At 68.8% G+C, this 21,862-nt stretch carries 21 protein-coding genes; 11 read left to right on the top strand and 10 right to left on the bottom strand.

Annotated elements, in window-relative coordinates; genetic code table 11:
* Positions 1-44: 44 nt before the first annotated feature.
* Positions 45-1,241 (bottom strand): glycosyltransferase 87 family protein, encoded by a 1,197-nt coding sequence (locus ACWEKS_RS18795; RefSeq protein ID WP_452341263.1) that lies wholly within the window; start codon positions 1,239-1,241, stop codon positions 45-47.
* Positions 1,242-1,324: 83 nt separating this feature from the next.
* Complete coding sequence (locus ACWEKS_RS18790) at positions 1,325-1,960, bottom strand: TetR/AcrR family transcriptional regulator (RefSeq protein WP_452341262.1); 636 nt, start codon at positions 1,958-1,960, stop codon at positions 1,325-1,327.
* A 174-nt stretch (positions 1,961-2,134) separates the two neighbouring features.
* Here ACWEKS_RS18790 and ACWEKS_RS18785 point away from each other — a divergent pair, with 174 nt between their 5' ends.
* Complete coding sequence (locus ACWEKS_RS18785) at positions 2,135-3,070, top strand: metal-dependent hydrolase (protein WP_452341261.1); 936 nt, start codon at positions 2,135-2,137, stop codon at positions 3,068-3,070.
* The gene (locus ACWEKS_RS18780; protein ID WP_452341260.1) at positions 3,070-4,209 is read left to right on the top strand and encodes a hypothetical protein; all 1,140 of its coding nucleotides are present in this window, start codon (positions 3,070-3,072) and stop codon (positions 4,207-4,209) included. The genes ACWEKS_RS18785 and ACWEKS_RS18780 overlap by 1 nt, the downstream gene beginning before the upstream one ends.
* Positions 4,210-4,243: 34 nt before the next feature.
* Here the strand turns inward: ACWEKS_RS18780 and ACWEKS_RS18775 are convergent, their stop codons facing one another.
* The 3 genes from ACWEKS_RS18775 to ACWEKS_RS18765 form a co-directional block, all read right to left on the bottom strand.
* A complete protein-coding gene (locus tag ACWEKS_RS18775; protein ID WP_452341259.1) occupies positions 4,244-5,959 on the bottom strand; it encodes a BTAD domain-containing putative transcriptional regulator in 1,716 nt (571 codons plus the stop codon).
* Positions 5,960-6,119: 160 nt separating this feature from the next.
* The gene (locus tag ACWEKS_RS18770; RefSeq protein ID WP_452341258.1) at positions 6,120-7,145 is read right to left on the bottom strand and encodes an AraC family transcriptional regulator ligand-binding domain-containing protein; all 1,026 of its coding nucleotides are present in this window, start codon (positions 7,143-7,145) and stop codon (positions 6,120-6,122) included.
* Between the two features lie 122 nt (positions 7,146-7,267).
* Complete coding sequence (locus ACWEKS_RS18765) at positions 7,268-7,669, bottom strand: hypothetical protein (protein ID WP_452341257.1); 402 nt, start codon at positions 7,667-7,669, stop codon at positions 7,268-7,270.
* 345 nt (positions 7,670-8,014) lie between these two features.
* Between ACWEKS_RS18765 and ACWEKS_RS18760 the strand changes: the two genes are divergently transcribed.
* The 3 genes from ACWEKS_RS18760 to ACWEKS_RS18750 all read left to right on the top strand — a co-directional run bounded on the left by ACWEKS_RS18760 (position 8,015) and on the right by ACWEKS_RS18750 (position 11,895).
* On the top strand, positions 8,015-8,866 hold the full coding sequence (locus tag ACWEKS_RS18760; protein ID WP_452341256.1) for an SDR family oxidoreductase: 852 nt from the start codon (positions 8,015-8,017) through the stop codon (positions 8,864-8,866).
* 12 nt (positions 8,867-8,878) lie between these two features.
* Positions 8,879-10,144 (top strand): MFS transporter, encoded by a 1,266-nt coding sequence (locus tag ACWEKS_RS18755; protein ID WP_452341255.1) that lies wholly within the window; start codon positions 8,879-8,881, stop codon positions 10,142-10,144.
* Positions 10,145-10,236: 92 nt separating this feature from the next.
* Positions 10,237-11,895: an MFS transporter gene (locus ACWEKS_RS18750; RefSeq protein WP_452341254.1), complete on the top strand. Its 1,659-nt coding sequence runs from the start codon at positions 10,237-10,239 to the stop codon at positions 11,893-11,895.
* A 65-nt stretch (positions 11,896-11,960) separates the two neighbouring features.
* Here the strand turns inward: ACWEKS_RS18750 and ACWEKS_RS18745 are convergent, their stop codons facing one another.
* Positions 11,961-12,569: a GDSL-type esterase/lipase family protein gene (locus tag ACWEKS_RS18745; RefSeq protein WP_452341253.1), complete on the bottom strand. Its 609-nt coding sequence runs from the start codon at positions 12,567-12,569 to the stop codon at positions 11,961-11,963.
* Positions 12,563-13,780: a glycoside hydrolase family 1 protein gene (locus ACWEKS_RS18740; RefSeq protein WP_452341252.1), complete on the bottom strand. Its 1,218-nt coding sequence runs from the start codon at positions 13,778-13,780 to the stop codon at positions 12,563-12,565. The genes ACWEKS_RS18745 and ACWEKS_RS18740 overlap by 7 nt, the downstream gene beginning before the upstream one ends.
* Positions 13,781-13,929: 149 nt before the next feature.
* Here ACWEKS_RS18740 and ACWEKS_RS18735 point away from each other — a divergent pair, with 149 nt between their 5' ends.
* The 3 genes from ACWEKS_RS18735 to ACWEKS_RS18725 all read left to right on the top strand — a co-directional run bounded on the left by ACWEKS_RS18735 (position 13,930) and on the right by ACWEKS_RS18725 (position 16,751).
* Positions 13,930-14,667 carry a hypothetical protein gene (locus tag ACWEKS_RS18735; RefSeq protein WP_452341251.1) on the top strand — a complete coding sequence of 246 codons (738 nt, stop codon included), beginning with the start codon at positions 13,930-13,932 and terminating at the stop codon, positions 14,665-14,667.
* 26 nt (positions 14,668-14,693) lie between these two features.
* Positions 14,694-15,455, top strand: coding sequence for a hypothetical protein (locus ACWEKS_RS18730; protein ID WP_452341250.1), 762 nt, complete (start codon positions 14,694-14,696; stop codon positions 15,453-15,455).
* A 66-nt stretch (positions 15,456-15,521) separates the two neighbouring features.
* Positions 15,522-16,751 (top strand): lipase family protein, encoded by a 1,230-nt coding sequence (locus ACWEKS_RS18725; RefSeq protein ID WP_452341249.1) that lies wholly within the window; start codon positions 15,522-15,524, stop codon positions 16,749-16,751.
* Positions 16,752-16,756: 5 nt separating this feature from the next.
* On the opposite strand, the gene ACWEKS_RS18720 is transcribed toward ACWEKS_RS18725, so the two are convergent.
* Positions 16,757-17,374, bottom strand: a complete 618-nt coding sequence (locus tag ACWEKS_RS18720) for a TetR family transcriptional regulator (protein ID WP_452341248.1) — start codon at positions 17,372-17,374, stop codon at positions 16,757-16,759.
* 128 nt (positions 17,375-17,502) lie between these two features.
* On the opposite strand from ACWEKS_RS18720, the gene ACWEKS_RS18715 reads away from it, so the two are divergent.
* Entirely contained in the window at positions 17,503-18,834 is a 1,332-nt protein-coding gene (locus tag ACWEKS_RS18715) for a family 1 glycosylhydrolase (protein WP_452341247.1), read from the top strand.
* Between the two features lie 30 nt (positions 18,835-18,864).
* On the opposite strand, the gene ACWEKS_RS18710 is transcribed toward ACWEKS_RS18715, so the two are convergent.
* Entirely contained in the window at positions 18,865-19,674 is an 810-nt protein-coding gene (locus ACWEKS_RS18710) for an SAM-dependent methyltransferase (protein WP_452341246.1), read from the bottom strand.
* A 172-nt stretch (positions 19,675-19,846) separates the two neighbouring features.
* On the opposite strand from ACWEKS_RS18710, the gene ACWEKS_RS18705 reads away from it, so the two are divergent.
* Positions 19,847-20,413 (top strand): hypothetical protein, encoded by a 567-nt coding sequence (locus ACWEKS_RS18705; protein WP_452341245.1) that lies wholly within the window; start codon positions 19,847-19,849, stop codon positions 20,411-20,413.
* A 321-nt stretch (positions 20,414-20,734) separates the two neighbouring features.
* On the opposite strand, the gene ACWEKS_RS18700 is transcribed toward ACWEKS_RS18705, so the two are convergent.
* Positions 20,735-21,490, bottom strand: coding sequence for a Mut7-C RNAse domain-containing protein (locus tag ACWEKS_RS18700; RefSeq protein ID WP_452341244.1), 756 nt, complete (start codon positions 21,488-21,490; stop codon positions 20,735-20,737).
* Between the two features lie 161 nt (positions 21,491-21,651).
* On the opposite strand from ACWEKS_RS18700, the gene ACWEKS_RS18695 reads away from it, so the two are divergent.
* A complete protein-coding gene (locus tag ACWEKS_RS18695) occupies positions 21,652-21,843 on the top strand; it encodes a (2Fe-2S)-binding protein (RefSeq protein WP_452341243.1) in 192 nt (63 codons plus the stop codon).
* Positions 21,844-21,862 lie beyond the last annotated feature (19 nt).

The raw sequence follows: 21,862 nt of genomic DNA, 5'->3' as shown, positions 1-21,862 counted from the left end.
AGTATTCGATCATCGACCATGGCCCGCCGCGAATCTCGTGAATGTCAGCCGACGCGGATCGGATCCGCGACCGCTGCCCGGGGCCGCTCGACCTCGGCGCGGCGCGCCACCGACAGGCCGTATAGCAGAGCGAACACGTACACGATCACGTGGGCGTTCTCCAGAATCGGTTCGGTGTGCCAGGGTTTGGGCAGGACGAAGACGCCGACCGAGGCGAAATCCGGAGTCCATCGGTACGTCCATGCCCCGGTGGCCACGAACAGCAGCGCCGCCGCGAGCCACCACGGCGGCCGGGTCTGCGCCCGGTGCACGAGATGGACCAGCAGCGGGACGAACCACACCCAGTGGTGTCCCCACGAGAACGGCGACACCGCACAGGCCGTCATCCCACCCAGCGTGACCGCGAGCAACCGCTCGCCGCAGCGGTCCAGCACGGCGACGAGCGTCAGGCCCACACCCGCCACCACGCCCGCGAGGATCAGCCACGACCAGACGGGCGCGCCACCCCCGGTCAGGTGCGCGAGCACGCCGCGGACCGACTGGTTGGCCGGCTCGGTGTCGGGCGCGATGCGCTCGGAGTGGAAGAAGGTCGAGAACCAGTACTCGCGGGAATCACCGGGCGAGACGAGCCAGGCCAGGGCGACCGTCGCCGCCAGCGTCACCGACGCCGTCGCGGCCGAACGCCATTGGCGCAGCACCAGATACTGCACGATGAAGAAGGCCGGCACCAGCTTGATCCCGGCGGCCACCCCGACGCCGAGGCCCCGCAGCCGCCCGCCCTCGGGCCGTGCGAAGTCCCACAGCACCAGCAGCATGAGCACCAGGTTGATCTGCCCGTAGAACAGCGTGGTGCGCACCGGTTCGAGGAAGACGCACGTAATCGCCAGCAGCGCACCGATACTCGCTACGCGTGCGTTGATCCGGTAGCCGAGCATCCGCTGGCACAGTAGGACACAGGTATACAGCACAACGAGATTCACCAGCAGAAACGCATCGGTGATCCAGGCCGCGGGCACGGCGAGCCCCGGGATGAAGACCATGGCCGAGAACGGCGTGTAGGTGTAGAGCAGCCCGCCGACGGTCTCGTCCCGATACAGCGAATGCCCGTGCAGCAAACGCCAGGCGCCCTCGCGGTAGATGTGCACATCGAGCCCGCCCGCGAGAATTCCCGCCTTCTCCAGCCAGGGATCGACCGTCGTGAACACCAGCGCCAACGCCAGCAACGCACTCAGTGCGAGCACGAAAAGCGTTGTACCGGAGCGGGAAACCTCCATCGAGCGTGAATCCGACACAACCGATCAGCCTAGTGAGTGACCTGGCGCGATCACGACCGCCCGTTCGGCGCACCCGGCACCGTGCTCGCCTGGGCGATGATCGCCGACCCCATCCAGCGGCGCAGGTATCGCCGCAACTCCGCGTCTCCGCGCGGCGGATTGCCCGGCGAGATGAAGAACGACTGCATGGTGCGCAGCAGGAATTCCACCAGCTCGCGCAGGGATTCGTCGTCGTAGCCGTAGTGCCGCCAGTCCACGTCGAAGCGTTTGATCATGGTGATGCCGAAGGCCTGCGCCTCCGCGGAAGTGATGCCGGCGGGGTCGGCATTGGAGTAGGTGGCGGCCAGCAGGATGCCCAGGTGCGGCGTCCGGCGCACCTCGGCGAGGGTGTAGACGACGCCCTCGGTCATGGCCTCGACCGGATCGGTCATGCCGCTGACCTGTGCGGCCAGCCGGTCCAGGAAGTCGTCCACCGAGGCGATGGCCGAGGCCCGCATGAGCGCGTCCGCACTGGGGAAGTACCGGTACACGGTCTGGCGGATCACCCCGAGCGATTCCGCGACGTCCGCGATGCTGATCTCCGCGCCGGTGCGCGCGATCAATTCGACTGCGGCGGCGACGATTCGACGGGATGCCTCCTCGTCGTTCTCCGGCGGACTCCCGCCCCACCCGCGCCTTCGTGCCACGGCCCGACCGTAACACGCGGGATCGTCCCGTCCAGGACGGCATACGGTCTGAGCTGGGTTTTCCAATCATACACTTGTACGCGCCTGTGTATGTTTGTATGTTCACAGCGGCATCGGAGCGCGCGACCGGGCCACCGGACCCATCCACCTCCGGAAGACGAGGTATCGCCCGACATGACGGATTTGATTGTGCGGAAGCTGACTTTCGCGTTCGAGGAACACGAGGTGCCGTTCCTCTGGAATCCCGACAACCCGGCCTTCTCCAGCATGGCCAACGCGGTGTCGTTCCTGGCCATCGGTTTCGAGAAGATGATCGTGCAGATGATCACGCAGGCCAAGCCGCAATTCACCGACCCCGCCGTCGCCGAGGAGGCCGACGCCTTCATGCGGCAGGAGGGCCAGCATTCGACCGCGCACCGCCAGCACGTGCGCGGATTGATCCGCGCCTATCCGGGATTGCAGGAGACCCTCGACGAGGTGGTCGCCGAATTCGACCGGCTCACCGCCGAGACACCGCTCCGGTATCGGCTGGCCTACACCGCCGATCTGGAAGCCACCTTCACCTCGGTCTTCAAGCTCATGCTGGACAACGAGGCGTCGCTGTTCCGGCCCGGGGACGACCGGGTCGCGTCGCTGTTCATCTGGCATTTCGTCGAGGAGGTCGAGCACCGCAGTTCCGCGCTCATCATCTTCGATGCGCTGGTGGGCAGCGATTTCTATCGCATGCGGGTGGCGCCGTCCATCTTCCGGCATGTGCTGCGGGTCGTGCGCATCGCCTGTGCGGGGTTCAACAAGCATGTGCCACTGGAGGATCGGAAGATCGACGCCATGTCGATGTTCGCGACCTACCGCTACCAGCAGTTGCTGGGCAAGCTGCTGCCGCGCTTCGCGCTGCCCTACGCGGGCCCGGGGCCGCGGGCCTTCGACAGCCTGCCGCTGGGCGAGCAGCTCACCGCGCTGCGCGGCATCATCCGCAGCCAGCTGCCCAACCATGATCCGGCACACGAGAACACGCCGGCACTGGCCGATGTGTGGTTCGAGCGCTACCGCGACGGGTACGACGTCACGCGCTGGTACACCGCGGCCGCGACCGGGGCGGAGGCGAACTGATGGCCGGTCACTGCGCACCCACCTTCGACCAGCTCGCCCGATCGCTCGGCTTCTCCTGCGATTCGGCGGGCGGGCTGGTCGAGGTGAGAAGCCCACTGGCACTGGAGAACTGGACGCTGCCCGTCCTCGAGCTGACCGTGATCCTCGGCTCGGTGCTCGCGCTGGTGTGGGCCATCGCGCGGCTGCGCCGCCACGGCGATCCCACCAACCTGGTGCTGTGGTTCGGCGCCACCGCGTACCTGTTCATCATCGAGCCACCGCTGTATTTCCCCGCGGCGTTCGGTATTTCGGGGCAGGTGGACACGATGTTCGCGCACAACGTCTTCACGGTGGATTTCCTGTGGGGGCGGTTGCCGCTCTACATCGTGGCGATCTATCCGTTCATGGCGACGCTCGCGTACGAGATCGTGCGCATGCTGGGGGTCTTCCGGACCTACGGCGCGATCGCCGGGGCGGCCTGCGTCGGATTCGTGCACCACGCGTTCTACGAGATCTTCGATCAGATCGGGCCGCAGCTGCGCTGGTGGGAGTGGTCGACCTCGAACCCGCTCAACCAGCCCATGTTCGATTCGGTACCGCTGCCGAGCGTCGTGGTCTTCGCCGCGCTCTGGCCGATGTCCCTGGCGTTCTGCGTGTACTGGTTCGTCGGGCGCCGCGTCGACGGCGGCGAGCGCTTCACCGGCCTGCAACTGGTGTGGCGCACCATCGTGATCGGCCTGCTGGCCTCACTCGGGACCTTCATCCTCCCGCTGCCCGCCACCGTGCTCGGAGCCGGCAGCACGACCGTCCGCGGCATCATCTACGCGCTCGAACTGATAGTCCTCACCCTGGCGGCGATCGTGCTGATGTATCGCCAATGGACACAACGACGACAGCCCGGATCGACCGATCCCGGCTACGACAACCGGTTCGTCCGCGCCTACAGCATGGTCTACCTGCTCGTCATGGCCGTCCTGTGGGCCACCGCCCTCCCCGACTTCCTGGACGCCACCGGCGGAGTCACCCGCAACGGCGACCCCATCGGTAACCTCTGGTACGCCCTCGCCTGCTTCGCCATCGGCATCCTCTGTGTCGCAGCCGTTTTCACCCTGCCCACCACCGCCGCCTCGGAGCCGGAGGATTCACCCGCGACCGCTTGATCGAATGCGGTACCGGCGCACCCGATCCCGATGACTAGGCGACGCTCTGCTCGGAGCAGAGCGTGGAACCGACGAAAGCCCGGATGGTTTCCAGCATCCGGTAGCGGCGGCCGTCGAACTCGACCAGGGACTTGTTCACCAGGCGGCTCAGCGGGGCCAGGATGTCGCCGGGGCCGACCTCCTGGAGGGTGTCGAGGGTCGCGCCGTCCGGGAACAGCCAGAGGCGTTGGGCCAGGCGACGTTCCGGTGCGGCGAGGGTGTCCCAGCTCCATTCGATGGCGGTGTAGAGGGAGCGGTGCCGTTCCACGGCGGAGCGGGTGCCGGCCAGTAGGCGGAAACGGTCGTCGAGGCGGCGCAGGATCTGGGCGGGGGTCATGGTGTGGACGCGGGCGGCGGCCAGTTCCAGGGCCAGCGGGATGCCGTCCAGGCGGCGGCAGATGGCGGCGATCGTCTCGTAGTTCTCGTCGGTCAGCGTGAAGCCGGATCGGACGGCGCGGGCCCGGTCGAGGAACAGGTGTACCGCGGCGGAGCCGAGAGCCTCGGCGGGGGCCGATCCGGCTGGCGGCGACGCCAAAGGCCGCACCGGGAACAGGGTTTCGCCATTGATGCCGAGGGGCTCGCGGCTGGTGGCCAGCACCGTCAGGCCGGGGCAGCGGCTGAGCACGTCCGCGACCAGCTCGGCGATATCGAGCACGTGCTCGCAGTTGTCGAGGACGAGCAGCAGCTGCGCGCCGACGGCCGGGCGGTGCATCGGGCAGGCATGCACCGAATTCGGCTCGGCGCGCAGCCCGAGCCCGGCCAGCAGGTGCTCGCCCGCGGTGGCGGCGTCGCCGATCGCGGCCAGCTCGACCAGGCGGCAGCCGTCCGGCCAGCGGGGGGCCAGGCGGGTGGCGGCCTCCAGGGCGAGGCTGGTCTTGCCGATCCCGCCGGGGCCGGTCAGGGTCAGCAGCCGGGTCGAGGGCAGCAGGGCCGCGAGTCGGTTCAGGTCGGGTTCGCGGCCGATCAGGCTGGTCAGGCGGACCGGCAGGGCGGGCGTGGGAGCGGCTGCGGGGCTCTGGCCGCGGTCGAGGGCGAGGACCAGCTCGCGGGACGGCGGCACGCCGAGCTCGCGGCGCAGCTGCGTACGGGTGGCATCGAAGACCTCCCGGGCCCGGCCGGACCGGCCGGCGGCGGTCAGCGCGTGAATCACCCGCACCGCCAAGGACTCTCGCAACGGCTCGTCGCGCAGTTCCGCCTCGAGGGAGGCGACCAGCTCCCGTGCCCGTCCCAATGCGAGGTAGGCGTCGGCGCGGGCCTCGACCGCGTGCAGGCGCAGCTGGTTCAGCCGGTCCGCGTGCCAGTACAGGTCCGGATGGTCGGCCAGCTCCGCGAAGGCCGCCCCGCGCCACAGGCCGAACGCGACATCGAGGGTCCGGGCGGCGGCGGCGACCTCGCCGGCCGCCGACCGGCCGATGCCCTCCTCGGCCAGGCGCGTGAAGCGGTGCATGTCGATGTCGTCGGCCGCGATACACAGCCGATACCCGCCGCCGTCCGATTCCACCGCCGTGTGCTCCGGCAGCACCGCGCGCAGCCGTTTCACCAGTGTCTGCAGGGCATTCGCCGGATCGGCCGGCCGGGTGTCACCCCAGATGGCGCCGATCAGCGCGTCACAGGCCGTCGCCCGGCCGGGCTGCAGGGCGAGCAGTGCCAGCAGTGTGCGCACCCGCGGGCCACCGACCCGCGTCACCTGCCCATCGGTCGAAATGCCCACTCCACCAAGGAGCGTTATCTGTCCCACACTTCCCTCGCTCGACATCAACCCACTCGATTCGGCCCCCCGCATCGTCAGTTTCATGGGACGACCGGTCGGTCGACCAGGGTTGATTGCGCCAATTACAAGGCAAAAACGTGCCAATCCGGACGAGAATGCGTCAGTCCTGCCACCGTTCCACCGCGCGGCGGGCCGACCGAAGATCCTTGTAACCGAGTAATTCCGCCTGTTCCGACCGGGTGAGCGGGCCGTCCATCGCGGCCCGCTCGTACCGCCGGCGCCGGGCGCGCTCGAGCTCGGTGCGCCAGGTCGTGCCGTGCTCGGCCAGCCGTCGCTGCAGCGAGCGGCGGCTCAGGAACAGGCGGGCGGCGACCTGGTCGATGGTGACCGAATCCTGCTCCAGGGCAGCCGAAATGACCAGGCCCAGATGGTCGGTCCAGGTGGTGGCGCGCGGCGGCACCACGGGCTGGGTGGTGGCCGCGTATCGCTGCAGGATCTCGGCCAGCCGCGGGTCCGCGGTGCGCAGCGGGCGGGCCAGATCCGCGGTGCTGACCGTGATGCTGTCCGCGGGTGCGCCGAAATCGATGGCGTCGGTGCCGAACAACTCGACCAGCCGGTCGTGGTTTCGCGGTGCCGACTGGTGGAACGCGATACGGACCGGGCTCACCGGCCCGTCCATGACCAGCCTGCTGCGCGTGAAAATCGCGGCCAGGCCCCACTGCGCCGCCAGTTCCCGGCCCCGGCCCTCACCATTGATCATGCCGATCTCGAAGGTGACCTCCTCCTCGGTCTCGAGGCCCGGATCCATGCGGAAGTTCGTGGTGATGGCCCCCAGGTACGTTCCGCACAGTTCCAGCCCGGTCCCCAGCGTCGGCGCGGTGCTGAAAAGGTAGTCGTACAAACCCACTTGGCCCAGGACGTAACGCTCAGCGATCTCGAGCGCCACGTCCGGGTCGCCGAGCCCGTGCTCGACCACCTCCCAGGTGCGCAGGTATCCAGCGCTGGGGACGCGATACTCCTCGCCGTCGCTCAGCGACCAGGTGGGTACCCCCGAATCCCGGGTGAGCTGTCGCGGTTCCAGTCCCGCCGAAACCGCGTGCCGCAGTATCGATTGCGGCAGCCGGACATTGTCGGTCGCCTCGACCTGCACGCGGAGCTCCTCCTCCGCCGCCGAAAGCGCAACCATCGGCCTACCTCCCTACCTCGCGCACCCGCCAGGTTCAGCGCGTTCGCTCTCACCTAGCTTGTGGCGCGACGGGAGCCGGAACAAGAGCGATCGTTGAAAGAGCGGTTCAGCCAACCGCCGGCCTACTGGGCGAAGCAGGTGCTGCCCAGGTTGACCCCTGCGCCGCCGACCTGCACGGTCGTCGTCGCGGGCGCCTGGTCACCGGTGGTGAACAGGGCCGTGATGACGTGGGTGCCGGTGGTGGAGGGTGTCCAGGCCAGCGAGGCGGTGTTGCCGGAGACCTGGAGGTTCTGGTTGCCGCGGATCGGATAGTCGTTGTCCATGAAAGTGATTCGGTAGGCGTCCTCGTCCACGGTGGCGGACACCTGGTAGCTGCAGCCGGTGCCGTAGCCGCCGCCCGGGCCGGGCGCGACGGTGACCGCGGTGATGGTGTGCGCCGCGGCCTGTGGCGCGGTGACGACCAATCCGGCTGCGACGGAAGCGAAGACGGCGATCGGGGCGATGCGGTGCGCGGCATTCGGCACGGTTGACTCCTTCAGTTGATGCGGATGTCGGTGTGGTGGAACGGCTTTCATATAACAGGACGGCCACTGACGGTGATCGGGAACCTCCTCGCGCAGATCCCGATGCGCGGCGATGCGGTCGTGGGCGATGCGGAAGATGTCGACCACGGCGGTGCAGCGGTGGCCGTCATGCCCCGCAGTCTGCGGGACCGTCCTGGCAAGCCGCTGTCAGCGCGCCGGCACCCGCCGAGCGGCCCATCCTCGCGCTCTCGACGTGATCGGGGTAACAGGCTAAGCTGACCGACTTATGAGTCAGTCTGCTTGCTTCGGATGGCGGAGACGAGCGAAAACCCTGGAAGGAAACTCATGCCTGAATCAGATCTGCTCAGCGGCCGGACCGCCGTGGTCACCGGCGCGGCCGGCGGGATAGGCGCGGCGCTCGCGGCGGAGCTGGGCGCGCGCGGAATGTCGGTCGTACTCGCCGACATCGATGAGATCGGTGTCCGGCGGACCGCCGCGGAGCTGCGGGACCGTGGCGTGCGGGCGCTCGGCTACGGGGTCGATGTAGCGGATCCGGGGTCGGTGGCGGAGCTGGCCGCGGCGAGCTATGAGGAGTTCGGATCGGTCGAACTGCTGTGCAACAACGCGGGGGTGCTGCTGTTCGGGCCGGTCGCCGACGCGACGATCGGCGACTGGCGGTGGCTGTCGTCGGTGAACGTGGAGGGGATGCTGAACTGCCTGCACGCCTTTCTCCCCCGCATGAGCCGGGCCACCGGGTGGCGGCACGTCATGAATACCGCGTCCACGCACGCGTTCCTGCCGGACACCGCCACCAGCGCGCTGTACAGCGCCACCAAGCACGCGGTCGTCGGTGTCACCCTCGGACTGCGGAGCGAGCTGGCCGACGAAGGCATCGGCGTCACCATGCTGTGCCCGGGACAGGCGGCGACCCGCATCCTCGACGCGCAGCGCAATCGGCCCGACAGTTTCGGGCGGCGGGCGCGGGAACCGTTCGGCACCGGAGTGATTCCCCTGGCGATCGAACCGCACGAGGTGGCCCGCGCTGCCGTCGACGGAATCCTGCGTAACGAACCCCTGGTCTTCGCGTTGCCCGAGTTCACCCGCGACACCTTCCGCAGTCAGGTCGAGGAGATGTGGCGGATGGCCGATGACGCTCTCGCAGCTCCGGTCGAAACACCCTGCCCTTCCGGCGATTAGGGCGGGCACGAGATGGACGAAAAGCCCGCCGCCACCGCGATGCGCACCCCCGACAGCGCTCCCCCGGCCGACCGCGCGCTGAAACGACTGCTGGCCTCGGTGCCCTTCGCCAGCGCGAGCTCCGCATTGGGCTTCGCGGTGTCGGGATACTTTCTGGCACTACAGGTTCAGGCCGTCGACGCCGACGCCAAGGTCGGCAATCTGGCCCTGGTGCAGGCGGCCGGCGCGGTGGCCGCCATGGTCGCCCAGCCGCTGATCGGGGTGCTGTCCGATCGGACCCGCACCCGGGCGGGGGCCCGCTCCCCATGGATTCTGCTCGGCGCGCTGATCGGTGCGGCCGGGCTCATCACCGCGGGACTGTCGACCACCATCGCCTGGCTGGTGGTGGCCGCCATGACCATCCAATTCGGTTTCAATGCCCTGGCGGGACCACTGTCGGCCATCCTTCCCGACCGGATTCCAATTCCTTTGCGCGGCCGGTATTCCACGCTGTCCGGATTGGGATCGATCGCCTCGGCCATTGTCGGACCGGTGCTCGCCTCGCTGTTCGCCGACCGCATTCCGCTGGGGTACTTCAGCGCGACCGGCGTGATCCTGGTGATCGTCGTGGCCTTCCTCGCGGTGAATCCGGAGGCTGACAATCGCGGCATCCCACGACCCGGATTCTCGGTGCGGGACTTCGTCACCGCCCTGTGGGTCGATCCTCGCGAACATCCCGATTTCGGCTGGGCCTTCCTCGGACGCCTGTTCATTTTCGGCGGCTATTTCATGGTGCTCACCTATCAGCTGTATCTCGCGCAGGGCTACATCGGGCTCAGCACCGGCGAAGCCGCCAAGGTGGTGCCGCTGGTCGGCGTGGTGGGCCTGCCCGGGTTCCTGGTGGCCATCACGGTGGCGGGGCCGTACTCCGATCGCATCGGCCGCCGCAAACCCCTGGTGCTGGCGGGTGGGTTGATCGTTGCCGCCTCGACGCTCATCCCGCTCGCCATCCCGACGGTGGCCGGGCTGTTCGCCTCCGGCGCGGTGACGACCATCGGCTTCGGCATATTCACCGCGGTCGATATCGCGCTGGTCTCCGAGGTGCTGCCCGCCAAGGACGACTTCGCCAAGGACCTCGGCATTCTCAATATCGCCACCACCCTGCCCAGCGTGCTGGCCCCGGCCATCGCCGCCGCCATCGTGCACCTGTCCGGCAGCTACGGCGCGGTCTATCCGACCGCAGCCATCGTCTCCGCCCTCGGCGCGCTCGCGGTGCTGCCGATCAAGAGCGTCCGCTGAGGACGCGGGGAACCCCTCCGAACACCGAAAACCCTTTCAGGGCAACGGCTTCACCCCTCTCCACTCACAATCCCTCGAAAGGACTCCCTGTCGTGACCTCCTCTGCCTCCCTCGACGGCGCCGAACCCGCCCAGCAGGTCGAACCACCGGGGATACCGCAACCCGGCTGGAATCGGCGCGCGGTCTGCTCGCTGGCCGCGCTGGTCGCCGTCGTCGAGACGCTCGCCCTCAGTTATCCGCTGGTGCCGATGGCGGAACCCGCCATCACGGCGCACTTCCATACCACCCGGGCCGGCTGGGTGATGATGTCGTTCCTGCTGGTCGGCGCCGCCACGGCGCCCCTGCTCGGCAAGCTGGCCGATCTGCACGGCAAGCGGCGAGTCCTGCTGAGCTGCCTGGCATTGTCGGCGGCCGGTGCGTTGATGTCCGCGCTCGCACCGAGCTTCGCGATCCTCCTGGCCGGACGCTGCCTGTTCGGGCTGCTGGTGCCCTGCCTGTTCCTGAGCTACTCGCTGGTCCGGGATGTCTTCCCGCCCAGGACCATTGCGCTGGCCGTGTCGATCGTGACCTCGGCGGTGGGTCTGGCCGCCATCCCCGCGCCGTATCTCACCGAACGACTGCTCGACGATCACGGCTATCGCACCGTCTTCGGGTTCTTCTTCCTCGTCACCGCGCTCGCGGCGGTGGCGGTCGCGGTCACCACGCGGGAATCGACTGTGCGGCTACCGGTTCGGGTGGGCGTGCGCGGCGCGGCGCTGCTCGGTCTCGGACTGGTGATCGTGCTCGTCGGGGTGTCGCAGGGACCGGCGTGGGGTTGGGGCACGCCGTCCACCCTCGCCTGCCTCGGCGCCGGCGCCGCGCTGATCGTCGCCTGGCTCGTGACCGCGGCCCGGACCGGGGACGCCATGATCGACATCCGGCTGTGGCGGCGCCGCCCGGTGCTGCTCACCGCCCTCGCCGCCGGATGCGTCTATGCCGCAACGGGTTTGTACGCCATGGTGCTGCCGATGCTGATCCGGACCCCGGCCATGCTCGGGCTGGGCTACGGCTTCGGCGTGACGCCGAAAGGCGTCGCCGAATATCTGGTGCCGATCGGACTGCTGAGCGTGGTCGGCGGGATCGCGGTCGGTGTTCTCGCCGGCCGTCGGCTGATCCGGCCCGGTCTGCTGCTGGCGCTCGGAATGCTCTCGACCGCACTGGGTTCCGTCCTCACGGCGTATTCCCACGACAGTAAGGACCTGCTGCTGGTCTTCGCCGGGCTCGTCGGCCTCGGCACCGGCCTGGCGTACGCGGCGACGCCGAATCTGCTGATCGCGGCGGTGCCGCCCGGTGCCCAGGCGTCGACGGCGGCGCTGGTCAGCGTGTGCCAGACCGTGATTCCGGCGATCGCGCCGATCATCGCGTTCTCCATCATGAACGGCTCCCATGTCGCCGAGCTGCCGCCGATGATCACGCGGATGCTCAATGGCGCGATCGTCTACACCGAAGAGGGCCTGAAAATCGGATTCCTGATCGCGGCCGCGATCGCCCTCGCGGGGCTGCTGTTCGCACTGCTGCTGCCTCGCACCATCGAGCAGGTGAGCATCGAGGCGATCGCGCCCGAACCGGCCTCACCCGAACAGGCAGCGGCCGAACCGGCCTCACCCGAACAGGCAGCGGCCGAACCGGCCTCACCCGAACAGGCAGCGGCCGAACCGGCCTCACCCGAACAGGCGGCGGCCGAACCGGCCTCACCGGAACAGGCGGGCTGACCTCCCTCGAAATGCCGCTGGCCGGAACGGATTCCGTTCCGGCCAGCGGCCTGTTGCGGGAGGGCTCAGCGTTCGAGGCGCAGGGCGGCGATACGCGGCCGGAGCACCTCGATCCAGGCGGCATACCCGGCACCCGACAAATGCAGCCCGTCACGCGTGAATTCCTGCCGCAGCGCGCCATCGGCGTCGGCGAGGGCGGGCCACAGATCGACGTACACCGCATCGGCCTGCGCGGCGATGTCCGCAGCGACGGAATTCAATTCGCGAATCCGCTCGGCGAACTTCACCCGCCGGGGCATGACGCTCTGCACGAACAATGGCGCGTGCGGGGCCCGGTCGCGAATCTCGGCGACCAGCCCGCGCAGATTCTCGGCGACCTGACCGGGCGTCTGGCCCAGCCCGAGATCATTCGTGCCGACCAGCAGGAAGACGGCCGCCGGTGCGTCGATGGCGGTGTCCAGGCGGGCTCGCAGATCATCGACGGTATTGCCGCCGATCCCGCGATTGACCGGACGCACCTGCGGGAACCACTCGTCCCACAGGCCGCCCTCGGTGATGCTGTCGCCGAAGAACACCACCCGCCCGGTGGGCGCCGGCAGCTCGGCGAACTGCGAGGCGCGCATGGCGATGGAGGTCCGGAGCATGTAGCGGCGGCCCAGCTTGTAGATCAGCACGGTTGCGTCTCCTGGCAGGCGACGACGGGCAGTACGTTCTCGCGGGCAACCGAGCCCAGCCAGGCCAGGCTGGGTTTGGGTGCGCGGGCGAAGGTCTTGCGGTCCACCGCGATGAGCCCGAAAGTCGGCCGCCAGTGGCCCCATTCGTAATTGTCCAGCGCCGACCAGTGCAGGTAACCGCGCACCGCGACGCCGTCGGCCATGGCCAGGCGCAGGTGGTCGAGTGCCGCGGTGGTGTAGGCGATGCGCCGGGTGTCGTCGGCGGTGGCGATGCCGTTCTCGGTGACCAGCACCGGAGTGCCGCCGGTGACCCGCCAGGCATGACGCACCGCGATGCCCAGTGCGTCCGGCCGATAGGCCCAGCCGGTGAGGGTGTTGCCGGGATCCTCGGCGTGCGGGATGGGACCGTCGGGGCCCACCACCCGGCTGGTGTACGCCTGGGTGCCGATGAAATCGTCGTCGCGGGCGGCCTCCAGGTACGGGTCCTCCCACAGCCGATTCGCCTGTGCCAGTTGCTCTTCGCAGCCCGGAGCGGCGACGAACGCCTGCTGCGCGACACTCCACCCGACCGCGGCGTCGGTCTCGGTCTTCACGATCTCGGTAGCGATGTGGTGCGCCTCGATCAGGATGCGGGCGGCGTCCGGGTCCGGGTCGGGCAGCGCGCCGGAAGCGAAGGCCCGCACGGCTTCCGCGTCCGGAACCGCGCGCTGCACGCCCGCCATGGTGGCGACCATGTTCGGCTCGTTGATCGTGCACACCCAGGGCACGTCGCCCAGGATCGGCGCCACCGCGCTCACGAACCGGGCGAAATGTCCGACCGCGTGCGGGTTCGTCCAGCCGCCCAGTTCGGCGAACCAGCGCGGGCCGGTGAAGTGGTGCAGCGTGACGACCGGCGTGAGACCGCAGTCGAGCGCGGTGTCGATCATGCGGCGGTAATGGGCGAGCGCCGCGAGCGAGACCTGTCCCCGCTCGGGTTCGATACGCGCCCACTCGACGCCGAACCGGTAGGCGTTCAAGCCCGCTCCCGCGAGCAGGGCCATGTCCGCGGGATAGCGGTGATAGCTGTCGACAGCGTCCCCGCTGCGCTCCGGAATGACCGGGTGTTCGGCGTTTTCGAGGGCCCACCAATCGCTGCCGATGTTGTTTCCCTCGGTTTGATGCGGGGAGGTGGCCGCGCCCCACAGGAATTCGGCGGGCAGCTTCGCGGTCATGTGCCGGCTCCCTCATAGCGTCGATGCATTGTCGGAATCCTTTCCGCACGGAATGTGCCTATTTTTCGTTTGGCGATTTTATAGCAGACTGACTCATCAGTCGGTACGCTCTCCGGCGGTAAGGCAGTACGAACAATCGAGGTATTCCCATGAAGAATCGTCGCGCGGGTCTGATCGCCGCCTGTGCCGTTGCCGGTGTGGCCGTCACCGCGGCCACCGCGAACGCGGCTCCCGAACAATCCGTCGCACCGGTCGGCTACCACGCCGGCCTGACCGACGGCACCGTGGTGGTCAGCCTGGACCACGGCACCTTCGCCCCGGCCGCCGCGGACGCCATCGGCATTCGCGATGACGCGGGCACCGTGCTGGACTCGCTGCCGCTGGCCTACACCGTCGACGGGCAGCGGCTCGCCATTCGCCAGCAGGTGTCCGACGACGGCCGCACGCTGCGCCTGACGCCCGACGCGGCGGCCGTCGACCGCTCGGCGCTGACTCCCATCGCGGCGCCGCTGACCCCGGTCGCCTCGCCGCTGGAGAACCAGCTGGCCATGAACGACATGATCAACTCCGTCAGCATCGGCACCTCGGTGGGCAGCCTGATCGGCACCGCCATCGGCGCGGTCATCGGCATCGGCGTCGGGTTCACCGTGGCGGGCGCGTCCTGCCTGGTCCTGAGCCTGGGCTGCGTGATCGCCGTGCTGCCGATCGTGAGCCTGGTGGGCGGCGTCGGCGGCCTGGCCGGGTTGGTCATCGGCGGCGGGCCCGCGGCCGCCTACGCCGTCTACCAGTACATCACCGCGCTCAATGCGGCTCCGGGACAGAGCATCTACGCCAAGGACCTCCAGGGCAGGCCGGGCGTTCCGGCCGCGCCGGCCGAGGGCAACTGAGCCGGGAAGCACCGAGGAACTCCGAGATGAACCTTCGCGCAACGCTTTCCGTCGCGTCCCTGACCGTGTGCGCGGTCGCCGCCGGGACCGGCACCGCCCTCGCCGAATCCGCCGCCGAGCCCACTGCCCAGCCCACGGTCGCCGCCCGGGTGGTCGGCGACTCCGTGCTGGCCGTGCTCGATCACGCGCTGTTCACCGCCACTGCCGACGGGCAGGGAGTCGAAATCCACACCCTGGACGGGCAATCCGCCCTCAGCCTGCCGGCCGGATTTCTGCTCGACGGCGTGCTGCACCCGATGCGGTACCGGGTCATGGACTCCGGGCGCGCTCTGACCCTGACACCGGACACCGGGCTGAAACCGGTCGCCTCGCCCATGGAGGAACAGCTGGCGGTCAACGACTTCGCCGCCAATATGGCCAAGGTGCCGCTGGGATCGATCGCGGGCGCGCTGCTGGGCGCGGCGGTCGGGGCGGTCATCGGTCTGGGCTCGTGCCTGGTGGTCGGGCCCGCGTGCCTGGCGACCGCACCCGCCGCCATCGGCGCCTTCGCGGGCGCGGGCGGGCTGCTGGGGACGCTCGTCGCCGGTGGCGCCGCGCTGGCCGACGGCGTGTGGCGTTACATCTCGACGGTGAATGCCGCGCCCGGCGAGAGCATGTACGCCCACCAGGGCGGCGTGCTCGATCCGAACGGCACCGGCGTCCCCGACGCCGTGCTGCGCATGCCCCCGTCGATCGGGTCGGGCAGCAGCAGCGGCGGGTCCGGCAGCAGCAGCGGGTCCGGTAGCTAGACCCGGAACGGCCGGTGGGGCGGCGGGCCGACGACGATTCGACAATCAACCGAGAGAGTGCATTTCATGGTTTCGCGTCTTGTGGTCACTGCCGCACTGGCCGTCGCCGCGGCGGCGGCCACCGTGCCGATGTCCGCCACCGTCCCGGCATCCGCCGGGGAGCCTCCGGCCGTTTCCGTTGTGCCGGACCAGGATCCGTTCTACGCCCCGCCACCCGATATCGGCGCCCTGCGCAACGGCCAGGTGGTGGCGGGGCGGGAGATCGACACCAAGCTGCCGGTCCCGGTGCGGGCCTGGCAGGTGTCGTATCGCACCAATGATTCGCTGGGGAACCCGGAGCTCGGCGTCACCACACTGCTGGTGCCGACCGCGCCATGGACCGGCCCGGGCTCCCGGCCCGCCGTGTCCGAACAGATTCCGGAGGACTCCACCGGCACCCGGTGCGCGCCCTCGTACGGAATAGCCACGGGCACTTTGCAATCCGGTGATCAGATCGCCGCCATGCTGGCCGAGGGCTGGGCGGTGGCGGTACCCGATTTCGAGGGGCCGAAGTCGGCCTTCCTCACCGGCCCGCAGTCCGGGCACGCCATCCTGGACGGGGTCCGGGCCGCCGGGGCATTCACGCCCGCCGGGCTCGGACCGGATACCCGCTGGGCGCTGGACGGTTACTCCGGCGGAGCGGCGGCCACCGGCTGGGCGGCGGAACTACAGCCCGCCTACGCGCCCGAGCTCACCTTCGCCGGAGCCGCCCTCGGCGGGGTGCCCGCCAATCTGCCGGTGGTCATGAAAAACGTTGACGGCGGGTTGTTCTCGGGCTTTCTGGTCGGCGTGCTGGTGTCGTATCAGCGCGAGTTCCCCGACGCTCGCATCGACGAGTTGCTCAACGAGCGCGGCCGGGCGGACACCGCGGCCGCCGCCGACGTGTGCGTCATCGAACTGCTGATTCGCTTCCCGTTCTGGCGGCTGGCCGCGGCCACCGCCGACGGTTACCACGACGACACCCGGCTGACCGAAGCGCTGCAACGGAATTCGCTCGGCGGCGGCGCACCGACGATGCCCATCCTCGACTACCAATCCGACTCGGACGAAGTCGTGCCGGTCGCCCAGGCCGACGATCTGGTCGCGGCCTGGCGGCGCGGCGGCACGACCGTCGTCACCGTGCGCGACCCGATCGGCGAGCACGGCCTGGAGGCGTCGAAGCGGCAGGCCACGGCGCAGCAGTTCCTGCGGGAACGATTCGCCGGTGGCCCGGTCGTCAATGCCGACAGGGATCGCCCGGTGGGACCGGGGCAGTGAGAAGGTCAGTCCTGATCCGGGGCCAGATCCCGGCGCAGCAGGCCGGTGAGCATCCGGACCGCGCCCACCATGTCCAGCGAGTCGTCGCGCAGCCAGAGTTCGGTCAGACCGGTGAGCGCGCCCACCAGCAGCAGCGCGGCGGCCTCGGCATCGACGTCGGTACGAATATCGCCGGCGGCGGCGCTCTGCTCGATCACCCGGGCCAGGTTGTCGCGGTAGGTCCGGATGCGCTGATTCGACCACTCGTGCGCCACATCCGGGGCATCGGCGGAGCCGAAGAGGGCCAGATGGCTCAACCGGGTGAGTTCCGGATCGGCCCGATTGCGCTCGGCCAGATCATCGACGATCTCGAGCGCGCGCAGCACCGCCGGACCCTGGTACTCGCGATCGACCTCGACCGCGTCGAACGCCTGCTGATCGCGCTCGGCCAGCACCGCCGACAGCAGCGCCTCCTTGCTGGAGAAATGGTGCAACACCCCGGACCGCGTGATGCCCGCCGCGGCCGCGACCGCCGCCAGCGAGGTGCCGCGGTACCCGTTCTCGGCGAACAGGGTCATCGCGGCGGCCAGGATCTGGCCGCGCCGCGCCGCGCCCGACTGTTCGGCGTCGCGTGTTCGCGCCATGCGTCCGACCTCCCACCCGCCGAACGGGTTTCGTTTGCACCGACATTGTCTTCGCCAGCCTACTGTCCAGTCATGCGGCCGGATCACGGGGGCAAGCGCCGCCGACTTCCCAGGAGAAGGAGCATCACATGATCACCTCGGGTGCGCGCGGCGCCACACGGGCCGGACGCCGGGCGATCCTCGCCGTCGCGGCGGCAGTGGCGGCCGGCGCGCTGGCTCCGGCCGCGGCGCAGGCGGATTCGCCGCCCGGACTCGGTGCTTCACCGCCCGGACTCGGTCCGGACTTTCTGTGGGGCGTCTCGTCGTCGGGATTTCAGAGCGAAGGCGCTGCGCCGGACAGCAATTGGAGCAGACTGGCGGCCTCGGGCCGGATGTCCGACCCGTACGGCGATTCGGTCGACTTCTATCACCGCTACCCGCAGGACATCCGCCTCGCCGCGGACCTCGGCGTCAAGGTGTACCGGATCAGTGTCGAATGGGCGCGCGTGCAACCCGAGCCGGATCGCTGGGACGAGCAGGGATTCGCCTTCTACGACAGGGTGATCGCCGCGATTCGCGCCGCCGGCATGCGACCGATGATCACCCTCGACCACTGGGTGTATCCCGGCTGGGCGGACGATCGCGGCGGGTGGAGCGATCCCGGCATGCCCGACGCCTGGCTCGCCAATGCCCGGCGGGTGGTCGACCGGTATGCCGGCGCCGACCCACTGTGGGTCACCATCAATGAGCCGACCGCCTACGCCGGACTCGCCGCGGCCTACGGCGGACTGCCGGTGACCGAGCTGCCCGCGATGTTCGATCGGCTGGCCACCGTCCACGAGGCGATCTACGACTACATCCACGCGCGCACCCCCGATGCCATGGTGACCAGCAATGTCGCCTATCTCAGCGGGCTGGAATCCCTGTCCGAGCGGCCCTTCGAGGATCGGATCGCGAATGCGCTCGACTACATCGGCATCGACTACTACTACGGCGACCCGCCGGGTCCCGAGATCGCCGCGGGCCGCCCGTGGGAGAGCGCGCTCCAACCCGAGGGCATCTACTACGCGCTCCGCCACTACGCCCGCGCCTTCCCCGGAAAGCCGCTCTACATAGTCGAAAACGGCATGCCCACCGAAAACGCCGAGCCCCGCGCCGACGGCTACACCCGCGCCGACAACCTGCGCGACTCCATCTACTGGGTCCAGCGCGCCAAGGCGGACGGCATGAACATCATCGGCTACAACTACTGGAGCCTCACCGACAACTACGAATGGGGTTCCTACACACCGCGATTCGGCCTCTACACGGTCGACGTCCGGACCGACCCCACCCTCACCCGCCACCCCACCGACGCCGTCCCCGCCTACCGCGCCATCATCACCGCCAACAGCGTCCCCGCCGACTACTACCCGACCCGTCCCCCACTCCCCTGCTCCATCGTCGACCCACCCACCAGCTGCACCGAACCGGTGCGCTGATCGGTGCCCGGCGCGGCAGGGTCGCGGCGCTCAGATCTTCTTGCCCACGGCGCCGTAGAGCGACACGACCTTGTCGTGGCCGGGTGGGTGGTCGATGCCCTCGCTGCGCCAGCGGTGGATCACCTCCACGCCGGGGGGCACCAGTTCCAGGCCGTCGAACAGGCGCTCGACCTCGGCGCGGGTGCGGGGGCGGACGGGAATTCCACGGTCGATGTAGACCTGTAGCAGGCGGGCCATGCCGTCGGGATCCGAGTCGCCGTCGTCGAAGTCCGTTGTCACATGCGAGATCGCGAGGTAGGAACCCGGAGCCAGGGGCTGCATGAGAGTCCGGACGATCTCGTGGACGTCGCCGGGCACGAAATGGAGCAGCGCCATCAGGGAGACGGCCACCGGCTGCGAAAGATCCAGTGTTTCCCGCAGTTCCGGGGCTTCGAGGATATCCAGCGGGCGCGCGGCGTCGGCCTGGACGTAGGCGGTGCGGCCCTCCGGCGAACTCACCAGGAGTGCTCGTGCGTGCGCGAATACGAGCGGATCGTTGTCGACGTAGACAACCCGGGAGTCCGGCGCCAGTTCCTGCGCGACCTGATGCAGATTCGGCTCCGTCGGGATACCCGTGCCGATGTCGAGGAACTGCGTGATCCCCTGCCCGGCGAGATAGCGCGTGGCATGCCGCATGAACTCACGATTCGTGTGCGCGGTCACCCGAACCGCGGGAAACTCCTGCAATGCCTTTTCGGCGGCATCACGATCCGCCTCGTAATTGTCCTTGCCACCGAGGAAATAGTCGTACATCCGAGCCGAGTGCGGCACGTCGGTGTGCAGATCGATCTGACCGGACATCGGCAAGCCCCCTGTACGATGAGATCTGAAAACCCTTATACGGCAGGTATACCCCAGCCGGACATCCCACACGACACGATCACGAACAAGTGGCGCAACGGGTACGCCGCGTCGAGGGAGAATTCGGTATCCGCCACCGGCACCGCTGTTTCAAGGCTTTTAGAATCCCGGAGTGGCTCTCACTCTTGCCGACCTCGCCGGCTACACCGACCGTGATCTCGACGGCGATTTGGACCGCTGGTTCTCCGACGCCCCGGCGGTTCAGGTGCCGGAGGAAACTCGTACGGTGGCACCGTTTCTCGCGCGTCTCGCGGCGGGGGATGCCGCTGCGCTGGAGGCGTTCGATCGTCGAGTGCGGTCTGGCCGGATGCCCCAGTTCTTGGACATCTTCTTCTGGTCGTACGGCTTCGACTTCGCCGGAAACGATTGCGGTATTCGCGATTCGGACTACACCACCGAGCTCACCGACGACGATGTGTACTCGATCGGCGCGGACGGTGGCGGAAACCTGTACGTCGTACTGACCAATGGTCAGGTGGCCGTGTGGTTCCACGAGGAGGAGGTGCTCGAGGCCAACACCCGCTTCGACAACCTCGATGTCTTCCTCTGGTCGTTCGTGCGCTACCGCGCAGTGCGCGCGGGGAAGCTCCCGCTCTCGGCTGTCGAGGCCGACTTCCTCGCACTCGGACAGGACGGCGCGCTCGTTCCCGACCTCGGCCTGCTGAGGCTCATGAGGTAAATCGGGGCTCGGCTCGCACTGGAGAAACGACGGCGCGGCGACCATGGTGATCGCCGCGCCGTTGTACGTTTGCCCCCGAACAGATCAGTCCCCGGTAGTCTCTACCGAAATCTCGAGTCTCAGTCGTCGCTGACCACTCGATTTTCCAATCGACTTGCCGGGGGCCTGGCCGAATCCTGTGGGCTCCACCGCTCATTTTGACGGACGTCTCCATCGCCATTGCGGCGTTCTCCGGTGTTTCGGTGTATACACAAGTGTCCTCCACCTTTGCCCGTAGTCAATACATGCGGGCACATCGGTGGCAATTTTTTTCTCGGCCGGCTACGGCGACCCGATCGCGGCGCGGATTCGGGCGACGAGGTTGTTCAGGCGGGGCTGATGCGAGCCCTCCCAATAGATCCGGCCGCACTCCGGGCACTGGCGGAAGGTGTCGTAATAGCGGCGGGTGAGGGGTTGGAGCCGATCGATGATGTCCTGTTTGGGCACGTCGGTGAGCAGGCCGCCGCAGCGCAGGCAACGGGTGAAGGGGGCCAGCCGATCGGCCAGGTCGAGGCGGCGGATCACCTCCACCAGCTGTTCGAACGGGCGGTTCGAGCGGACGAAGACGCCGTGGGTCACGTTGCGCCGCTTCAGAAGTCCGCGGTCGCGGGTGAGCAGGATGCGATTCTCCGCGGCGGCCGTCGCGGCGAGAGTGGCGTCGTCGGCGTCCCACTCACAGCGAGCGTCTAGTCCCATCAGTCGCAGCAGTGGTCCGAGCCCGCCGAGATTGACGTCGACGACGAAACGCGGATCACGCAGCGGATGGGGACGTACCCGCGTCAGCGGGCCGATATCCAGCGTCTCGAACATCGGGTAGGCGACGAGCCGATCGCCCGGCTGCGGGTGGTGGCCGAAGCCGACGGATTCGCCGTTCACCAGGATCAGATCGACCTCGGTGTGCGGGATACCCGCAGCCTCGACGACGTCTTTCACGGTCTGATGGGGACGGATCGGCCGAGGCTGCGCCGTGTACCGGACGTCCTGGTGCAGGAAGTCGTTCAGCTCGGCGTACACGCGCAGTTGGACACTGCCGGTCATATGACCATTGTCGGCCCCGGCAGCGGCATCCGGCTGTCGAGCGGCGAGCCCCCGCGAGCGCGGCCTTCCCGATTCCCCCATCCGGTGCTATAAATTAGGGGAGGCTTACCTCTGAGTGGTGGGCCTCTTCGGAAAACAACTCCCGCCAGCGAGGCCCGCCCGTGTATGTCTGCATCTGCAACGCCGTCTCCGAAGACGATGTGCACGACTGCGTTTCGCGCGGCGCCCACTCCGTCCGGCAGGTGAAACGCGCTTGCGGCTGGCGACCGGGTTGCGGCAACTGCGCAAGGCGACTGGCGGAGGTTTTCAGCCAGGCTCAGACGTCGTCCGGCGCCGAGTCGTCAGCGGCCTGATCCGACACGCGCGCTCGCA

Source organism: Nocardia sp. NPDC004711, assembly GCF_053601595.1.
Note: the sequence above shows the minus strand (reverse complement) of the source record. Positions and strands in the feature narration are given on the sequence as shown.

Bases quoted from the DNA above. Each gene is read 5' to 3' on its own strand.
- ACWEKS_RS18735 (WP_452341251.1), top strand. From the start codon at position 13,930: ATGAAGAATCGTCGCGCGGGTCTGATCGCCGCCTGTGCCGTTGCCGGT.
- ACWEKS_RS18720 (WP_452341248.1), bottom strand. From the start codon at position 17,374: ATGGCGCGAACACGCGACGCCGAACAGTCGGGCGCGGCGCGGCGCGGC.
- ACWEKS_RS18780 (WP_452341260.1), top strand. From the start codon at position 3,070: ATGGCCGGTCACTGCGCACCCACCTTCGACCAGCTCGCCCGATCGCTC.
- ACWEKS_RS18725 (WP_452341249.1), top strand. From the start codon at position 15,522: ATGGTTTCGCGTCTTGTGGTCACTGCCGCACTGGCCGTCGCCGCGGCG.
- ACWEKS_RS18770 (WP_452341258.1), bottom strand. From the start codon at position 7,145: ATGGTTGCGCTTTCGGCGGCGGAGGAGGAGCTCCGCGTGCAGGTCGAG.
- ACWEKS_RS18710 (WP_452341246.1), bottom strand. From the start codon at position 19,674: ATGTCCGGTCAGATCGATCTGCACACCGACGTGCCGCACTCGGCTCGG.
- ACWEKS_RS18785 (WP_452341261.1), top strand. From the start codon at position 2,135: ATGACGGATTTGATTGTGCGGAAGCTGACTTTCGCGTTCGAGGAACAC.
- ACWEKS_RS18730 (WP_452341250.1), top strand. From the start codon at position 14,694: ATGAACCTTCGCGCAACGCTTTCCGTCGCGTCCCTGACCGTGTGCGCG.
- ACWEKS_RS18700 (WP_452341244.1), bottom strand. From the start codon at position 21,490: ATGACCGGCAGTGTCCAACTGCGCGTGTACGCCGAGCTGAACGACTTC.
- ACWEKS_RS18755 (WP_452341255.1), top strand. From the start codon at position 8,879: ATGGACGAAAAGCCCGCCGCCACCGCGATGCGCACCCCCGACAGCGCT.
- ACWEKS_RS18740 (WP_452341252.1), bottom strand. From the start codon at position 13,780: ATGACCGCGAAGCTGCCCGCCGAATTCCTGTGGGGCGCGGCCACCTCC.
- ACWEKS_RS18715 (WP_452341247.1), top strand. From the start codon at position 17,503: ATGATCACCTCGGGTGCGCGCGGCGCCACACGGGCCGGACGCCGGGCG.
- ACWEKS_RS18760 (WP_452341256.1), top strand. From the start codon at position 8,015: ATGCCTGAATCAGATCTGCTCAGCGGCCGGACCGCCGTGGTCACCGGC.